At 71.9% G+C, this 6,837-nt stretch carries 5 protein-coding genes; all 5 read right to left on the bottom strand.

Annotated elements, in window-relative coordinates; translation table 11 throughout:
• Positions 1-352 precede the first annotated feature (352 nt).
• The 5 genes from ACZ303_RS03785 to ACZ303_RS03765 all read right to left on the bottom strand — a co-directional run bounded on the left by ACZ303_RS03785 (position 353) and on the right by ACZ303_RS03765 (position 6,635).
• Positions 353-634: an HU family DNA-binding protein gene (locus tag ACZ303_RS03785; protein ID WP_071961969.1), complete on the bottom strand. Its 282-nt coding sequence runs from the start codon at positions 632-634 to the stop codon at positions 353-355.
• A 273-nt stretch (positions 635-907) separates the two neighbouring features.
• Positions 908-2,341, bottom strand: a complete 1,434-nt coding sequence (locus ACZ303_RS03780; RefSeq protein WP_467334710.1) for an NAD-dependent malic enzyme — start codon at positions 2,339-2,341, stop codon at positions 908-910.
• A 421-nt stretch (positions 2,342-2,762) separates the two neighbouring features.
• Positions 2,763-5,189 carry a HelD family protein gene (locus ACZ303_RS03775; protein WP_467334708.1) on the bottom strand — a complete coding sequence of 809 codons (2,427 nt, stop codon included), beginning with the start codon at positions 5,187-5,189 and terminating at the stop codon, positions 2,763-2,765.
• Positions 5,190-5,355: 166 nt separating this feature from the next.
• The gene (locus ACZ303_RS03770) at positions 5,356-6,099 is read right to left on the bottom strand and encodes an anti-sigma factor family protein (RefSeq protein ID WP_467334706.1); all 744 of its coding nucleotides are present in this window, start codon (positions 6,097-6,099) and stop codon (positions 5,356-5,358) included.
• Positions 6,096-6,635, bottom strand: coding sequence for a sigma-70 family RNA polymerase sigma factor (locus ACZ303_RS03765; protein WP_467334704.1), 540 nt, complete (start codon positions 6,633-6,635; stop codon positions 6,096-6,098). Before ACZ303_RS03765 ends, ACZ303_RS03770 begins: the two co-directional genes overlap by 4 nt.
• Positions 6,636-6,837 lie beyond the last annotated feature (202 nt).

Raw genomic sequence — 6,837 nt, 5'->3', positions numbered from 1 at the left:
GGGGGTCCGGGGGTCATCCCCCGGGAAGACACAGCATGGCGAAGCTGAAGTCGCTGGGGGCGAACGTGGAGCTGCCCGGCGGCGTAGAGGCCTGACCGGCTGCGGCGCCGAGTCCTGACGCGCCGTTATCGGGGCTCCGCCCCGGACCCCGGTCCTCAAACGCCGGACAGGCTGTTTCTCCCTGACGGGCCGTAAGCGCCTGTACGGGCCATTCAAGGCCCGTACAGGCGCTTACGCGTACCGAGGGGCCCCCAGGGGCTTCAGGGCCCTGTACGGGCCGTACAACCCGTACAGGGACGCCAAAAGGGCGGCCACCCCCGAGGGGTGGCCGCCCTTCGCGCTGTCAAGGGACTTACTTGCCCTTGGCGGCTTCCTTGAGCTTGGAGCCCGCAGAGACCTTCACGCTGTAACCGGCAGCGATCTGGATCGGCTCGCCCGTCTGCGGGTTACGAGCGGTGCGAGCGGCACGGTGGGTGCGCTCGAAGGTCAGGAAGCCGGGGATGGTGACCTTCTCGTCGCCCTTGGCGACGATCTCGCCGACGGTCTCGGCGAGCGCGGCCAGAACGGCGTCGGCGTCCTTGCGGGTCACCTCGGCGCGGTCGGCCAGCGCGGCCACCAGCTCACTGCGGTTCATGTTGTACTCCCGTGTTCTTCTTGCCATTGAGGCGTGAGATCGAAGCCGATGCTGCCAGGGCCCTCGGACAGTCCCCGGACCCGGGTCTGTTGCCAGACCCTCGCGCCCGGTTACGCATCCTGCCCCCACCAGTGGCGGGAAAGCCAATCCGGCACCCTGGAGAGTCACACGGAAAGCGGCACAGCCTCGGATACAGCCGCATTTCCGCGGCCTGATTTCTGCCCGTCACCTTATGGGCAGGTCGCGGGCCCGAAGGCCCGCGACGCGCCGTCGTCAGACGGTCGTGGTGCCTGTCACAGCCGCGCCGGCGGCCTTCGCGGCCTCCCGGACGGCACCCGCGACGGCCCCGGCGACCTTCTCGTTGAAGACGCTGGGGATGATGTAGTTCGCGTTGAGCTCTTCCTCGGCGACGACGTTCGCCAGGGCGCCCGCGGCGGCCAGCATCATCTCGGTGTTGACGGTGCGGGACTGAGCGTCCAGCAGGCCGCGGAAGACACCCGGGAAGACCAGCACGTTGTTGATCTGGTTGGGGAAGTCCGAGCGGCCGGTGGCGACCACGGCGGCGGTCTGCCGGGCGATCGCCGGCTCCACCTCGGGGTCGGGGTTGGCGAGCGCGAAGACGATCGCGCCGTCGGCCATTCCGGCCACGTCCTCGCCGGTCAGGACGTTGGGGGCCGAGACGCCGATGAAGACGTCGGCGCCGTGCACGGCCTCCTTCAGCGTGCCGGTGATGCCCTCGGGGTTGGTGTTGTCCGCGATCCAGCGCAGCGCCGAATCCGGGCTCGCCGAGACCAGGTCGTGGCGGCCGGCGTGCACCACGCCGTGGATGTCGGCGACGACCGCGTGCTTGACGCCGGCGGCGATCAGCAGCTTCAGGATGGCCGTACCGGCCGCGCCCGCGCCGGACATGACGACCCGTACGTCACCGATGGCCTTCTCGACCACGCGCAGCGCGTTGGTGAGCGCGGCGAGGACGACGATGGCGGTGCCGTGCTGGTCGTCGTGGAAGACGGGGATGTCGAGGGCCTCGCGCAGCCGGGCCTCGATCTCGAAGCAGCGCGGCGCGGAGATGTCCTCCAGGTTGATGCCCGCGAAGCCGGGGGCGATGGCCTTGACGATCTCGACGATGGCGTCGGAGTCCTGGGTGTCCAGGCAGATCGGCCAGGCGTCGATGCCGGCGAAGCGCTTGAAGAGGGCCGCCTTGCCCTCCATGACGGGCAGCGCGGCCATGGGGCCGATGTTGCCCAGGCCGAGCACCGCGGAGCCGTCGGTGACGACGGCGACGGAGTTGCGCTTGATGGTCAGGCGCCGGGCGTCCTCGGGGTTCTCGGCGATCGCCATGCACACGCGGGCGACGCCCGGGGTGTAGATCATCGAGAGGTCGTCGCGGTTGCGGATGGGGTGCTTGGACGCCATCTCGATCTTGCCGCCGAGGTGCATCAGGAACGTACGGTCGGAGACCTTGCCCAGCGATACGCCCTCGATGCCGCGGAGCTTCTCCACGATCTCGTCCGCGTGGGCGGTGGAGGTGGCGGCGACGGTGACGTCGATCCGCAGCTTCTCGTGGCCCGAGGCGGTGACGTCCAGGCCGGTCACCGAGCCACCGGAGGACTCCACGGCCGTGGTGAGCTGGCTGACCGCGGTCCCGCTGGCGGGCACCTCCAGTCGGACCGTCATCGAGTACGAGACGCTTGGCGCCGTTGCCATGGCCGACTTCCTCTGCTTTCCCTTGTTTCACTCTTTGCACGCCCGTGGGGAGTGACCCAGGGGGTGGAGAACGATGGTCGCACCTACCCGCGAGTAGGGGGTAACCAGGGCCGGATTCCGGAAGCGCGCTTCCGGAATGCGGATCCCGCACCCTCCAGGAAACGCCGACGGGCGCCCTTCCCTCCGGAGGAATTCCGGGGCGAAGGACGCCCGTACGCAGCGTCTGGGTGGCACCGACCCGCCATGCTCGCCTCGCGGCAAGTGGTCGCTCGAAGCGACTAAGGTTGGGCCCGGGGGCTTGGATCGAGCCGGTGCCACACCCAGGCTAACAAACCCCTCCGGGAAGTCATTCCAGTAACGGAAGTTCGTCCCCGGGAAGGCCCCGAACGGCCGGATCCCCTTGCGGAGCAAGGGCGCCCGGTCAGTCGCGCAGCAGGTCCGGCACGCCGTCCCCGTCCGGGTCGTCGCGCCCGCCCGAGAGCACCGTCAACCGCTGGGTCGCCCGCGTCAGCGCCACGTACAGCACCCGCAGCCCGGCCGGCGACTCGTCCGCGATCTCGGCGGGCGTGACCACGATCGTCGCGTCGTACTCCAGGCCCTTCGCCTCCAGGCTGCCCAGCACCACGACCCGGTCGCCGAGCCCGGCCAGCCAGCCCCGCGCCTCGGCGCGGCGCTCCATGGGCACGACCACGCCGACCGTGCCGTCGACGTCCGCCAGCAGGTGCGTCGCCTCGTCGCGCACGGAGGCGCCCAGGTCGGCGCCCGCGACCGCGAACCGCGGCTCGACGCCGGTGGAACGGACGGCCGCCGGGGACTCCATGCCCGGCATGGCCAGCGCCAGCACCTTGGCGGCCAGCTCGGCGATCTCCGCGGGGTTGCGGTAGTTCACGGTGAGCTGGAAGCGGCGGCGCTGGCGGGCGCCGAGCGCCTCGTCGCGGGCCGCCGCGGCCTCGTCCGGGTCGGACCAGGAGGACTGCGCCGGGTCGCCGACGATCGTCCAGGTGGCGGTGCGGCCCCTGCGGCCCACCATCCGCCACTGCATGGGCGTCAGGTCCTGCGCCTCGTCGACGATGACGTGCGCGTAGTCCCGGCGCTCGCGCTCCAGCCGCTCGGCGCGCTCGCGGCGCGACTCGGTGCGCTGGGGCATCAGCTCCTCCAGCCCGGTGAGCTGGTCGAGCGGGTCGTACTCGCGCGGCCGCTTGGGCTGGGCGGGAGCGCCGAGCAGCGTCTCCAGCTCGTCCAGCAGCGCCACGTCGTGCACGGACAACGGGCCCCGGCCGCGGTCGTCCAGGCGCCGGAGGGAGCGCGCCAGGAGGCGGACCTCGCGGGGATTGAGGATCCGGCGCGACCAGCGGGCGAGCCGGCGCTCGTCGGCCATCGCGGCGAGGACGCCGCGCGGGGTGAGCTCGGGCCACCAGGCGGCGAGGAAGGTGAGGAAGTCGTCCTCGGTGGAGATGTCCTCGTCGAACGCCTGCCGGGCCTCCGCCGCGAGCTCGGGGTCGGTGTAGCGCTTGGGGCCGCCGGCCCGGGACCACAGGGCGTCCAGGATCAGGCGGCGGGCGCGCGGCCGCAGCAGATTGACGGGGGCGGTGCCGCCGAGGACGGTGTGGCGGATGCGCTTGAGGTCCTCCGCGCCGAGCTCCAGGCGGGCGCCGAAGGCGACCACGCGCAGCCGGTCGGGCGTGGCGGGGGCGCGCTCGGGCGCGGGGGCGTCGTCGAACGACAGCTGTCCGCCGTTGCCGGCGGCGGGGCCGTGCGACCGGCGGCCCGCGCCGCCGGAGGGCGCGGTCGCCGAATCGAGTGCGCCCTGGACGGCCTTGCGCAGCACCTTGAGCATGCGCGAGGAGCCCTTGATACGGGCGACGGCGGGCTCGTCGTACGTATCGGCCTCGGCGCCGTCCACGAGATTGCCGACCGCGCGGATGGCGACCTGGCCCTCCTCGCCGAGCGAGGGCAGCACGCCCTCGGTGTAGGCGACGAGCAGCGGGGTCGGCGAGACGACGAGGATGCCGCCGGCGTAGCGCCTGCGGTCCTGGTAGAGGAGGTAGGCCGCGCGGTGCAGGGCGACGGCGGTCTTGCCCGTGCCGGGGCCGCCCTCGACCTCGGTCACCGACGCCGCGGGGGCGCGGATGACCATGTCCTGCTCCGCCTGGATGGAGGAGACGATGTCGCGCATCGTGTGGCTGCGGGCCTGGCCGAGCGCGGCCATCAGCGCGCCGTCGCCGACGACGGGCAGGGCCGCGCCGTCGAGGGTGGCGGTCAGCTCCGGGCGCAGCAGGTCGTCCTCGACGCCGAGGACCTTGCGGCCCTTGGAGCGGATGACGCGGCGGCGTACGACCCGGCCGGGCGCCACGGGCGTCGAGCGGTAGAACGGCGCGGCGGCGGGCGCCCGCCAGTCGATGACCAGCGGCGAGTAGTCGGCGTCCAGGACGCCGATGCGGCCGATGTGCAGCGTCTCGGCGATCTCGGCCCGTTCGTCGCGTACGGCGTCGTCGGCGGGCTCGACGGAGGTGTACGCCCCGTCCGGGCCCTTCTTGCCGTCCTTGCCGAGGAGCAGGTCGATGCGGCCGAAGAGGAAGTCCTCGAACTCGCTGTTGAGCCGGTTGAGGTGCACCCCGGCGCGGAACACCTGGGCGTCCCGCTCGGCGAGCGCGCCCGGTGTGCCGACTTGACCGCGTTTGGCGGCGTCGTCCATGAGGAACTCGGCCTCGTGGATCTTCTCCTCCAGGCGTCGGTACACCCGGTCGAGATGCTGTTGTTCCGTACCGATCTCGCGGTCGCGGACCCCGTCGGGTTCCCTCGCCGGTCCGGTCGCCACCTGCGCGTGCGTGGCGTTCTGCGCGGCCACCCAAGCCCCCTTCTGCTGTGCCTAGGGCAGCCGTCAACCGTACGCGAACAAGGGTGCTGAGCGCACCTGTCAGGACATGATGGGTTTGGTCAGGATTTGGTCAGGACGGAGGCCGCTCACCCTGCACGACGGCGGGTCCGCTCACCCGGCACGACAGCGGACGGCGTCACACCTTGACGGTCGCCAGCAGCTTGCCGTCGAGCGTGCGGACCTCGAAGCGGGAGATGTCATTCCGGTTCAGCCCGGCGCCGCCGTGCGTGTACAGCGGCTCCTTGTTCCACTTGTCGCCCTTGTCGCCCGCGTCGATGCCGTAGCCCCCGGGCGGCACGGCCCAGGTCGTGACCGTCTGCCGCTCGCCGTCCTTGCCGACGGCGACGAGATCGCAGGTCAGCGGGCCTTTCACATGGCCCAGCCGCAGAGCCACATGGGTGCCCCACGGCTTCTGCTGGAGCGAGACGGTCGCGTCGACCTTCGTGGTGGCGTCCACGGTGCCGATCTTCTCGCCCTCCTCGTACATCTCCTTGGCCGCGCTGACCGTGCTGTGGCTCGGCGGCGGGTCCTGCGAGGTGAGGGCGGAGCCGACCAGCGGGCCGGCGACGATCAGGGCGGCGGCCGCCGCGACCAGGCCCAGCCGGCGGGTGCGGCGCGCCCGGCGGGCGGCGGCGACCTCGCCGAGCAGGCCGTCCAGGAGCCCGGGGCCCGGCCGGGCGGTGAGCACCGCCGGGTCCGGCGTGGCCTCCTTGAGCTCGGCGAGCAGCGGGGTGAGCCCCATCAGGTCGTCGAGCTCGGCGGCGCACCGGTGGCAGCCGGCGAGGTGCTCCTCGAAGCGGACGGCGTCCGCCTCGTCGAGGACGCCGAGCGCGTAGGCGCCCACGTCCGTGTGGTGTCGGTCCGGTGCCGGCCGGCTCATGCCGTCACTCCTCGTTCTTCGAGCGAGAGCTTCATCGAGCGCAGCGCGTAGAAGACCCGGGACCGCACGGTCCCCGCCGGTACGCCCAGCACTTCGGCCGCCTCACTCACCGTACGTCCTTTGAAATAGGTCTCGATCAGCGCCTCTCGATGGGCTTCGGTCAGGTCGCCCAGGGCGTCGGAGATCGTCATCAGGCGCAGCGCCCGGTCGATCTCGTCGGCCGCGGGTATCAGCTCCAGCGGCCCCGGGTCGACCTCCCGGGGGCGGGCCTGCCTGCTGCGATGGCCGTCGATGACGATGCGCCGGGCGACGGTCACCAGCCAGGGCCGTACGGAGCCGGGGGCCCCGCGCAGCCGGTCGGCGTTGCGCCAGGCGCGCAGCAACGTCTCCTGAACGACGTCCTCCGCGCGCTGCCGGTCGCCCGACACCTGCCGGAGCACGAAGGCGAGGAGCGGGCCGGCGTGCTCGTCGTAGAGCGCCCGCATGAGCTCCTCGTCGGGACTCGTCCTGTCAGCCACGACGGCATCCTTGCGCAAAGCCTTCCCCCGGGTCGATAGCACGGTCGGTGATCGGGGAAGTGATCCACCTCTTCCCGGGGCGGGTGCGCCCCCTTCGCCCTTCTCTACGTACGCGGGCACCGGCGCACTCAACCGGCGCGCAATTTTCCGGGAAGGAATTCCGTGTACGGACGAAAAGGGCGCGGCGTTCAACGCAAACCATGTGATACAGCCCTCAATT

The sequence above is a fragment of the Streptomyces sp. NPDC023527 genome (genome assembly GCF_055560115.1).
The sequence above is the reverse complement of the archived record's forward strand: the minus strand, read 5'-3'. Positions and strand labels throughout refer to the sequence as shown.

Excerpts from the sequence above, each read along its gene's own strand:
- ACZ303_RS03785 (WP_071961969.1), bottom strand. The coding sequence starts at position 634 with ATGAACCGCAGTGAGCTGGTGGCCGCGCTGGCCGACCGCGCCGAGGTG.
- ACZ303_RS03780 (WP_467334710.1), bottom strand. The coding sequence starts at position 2,341 with ATGGCAACGGCGCCAAGCGTCTCGTACTCGATGACGGTCCGACTGGAG.
- ACZ303_RS03770 (WP_467334706.1), bottom strand. The coding sequence starts at position 6,099 with ATGAGCCGGCCGGCACCGGACCGACACCACACGGACGTGGGCGCCTAC.